Source organism: Paraburkholderia sp. BCC1884, assembly GCF_900996225.1.
Lineage (GTDB): Bacteria > Pseudomonadota > Gammaproteobacteria > Burkholderiales > Burkholderiaceae > Paraburkholderia.
On sequence record NZ_CAAJGL010000153.1, the window covers coordinates 1 to 477 of the forward strand.

The following is a 477-nucleotide window of genomic DNA, read 5'->3' on the forward strand; positions in this document are numbered from 1 at the left end:
TGTGGGAAGGCAGCTGGGAAGACGGCGCGGTGCGCCGCGACCGCGAGGCGCGCGTGTTCGCCGATCCGGCCAAGGTGCACCGCATCCGCCATCGCGGCCGCTTCTACGAGGTCGACGGCTACCACCTCGCCGAACCCTCGCCGCAGCGCACGCCGGTGCTGTTCCAGGCGGGCTCCTCGGGGCGCGGCCAGCAGTTCGCGGCGCGCCATGCCGAATGCGTGTTCGTATCGAGCGGCAGCCGCGCCGGCACGCGCAAGCTGGTGGCCGAGCTGCGCCGCCAGGCGGCCGAGGCCGGGCGCGATCCGGCAGGCCTGAAGATCTTCATGGGCGTGACGGTGATCGTCGGGCGCACCGAGGCCGAGGCGCGCGAGAAGTTCGCCGAGTACGCGCGCCACGCCAGCCCCGAGGCCGGCCTCGCGCATTTCGCGGCCGGCAGCGGCATCGATTATTCGCGCTTCGATCTCGACGACGTGATCG

General features: G+C 72.7%; 1 protein-coding gene. It reads left to right on the top strand.

Features of this window, described 5'->3' with window-relative positions; genetic code table 11:
* Window positions 1-477 (top strand): LLM class flavin-dependent oxidoreductase (locus tag FQ705_RS32555; protein WP_144148955.1); only part of this gene is annotated, 477 nt, incomplete at both ends.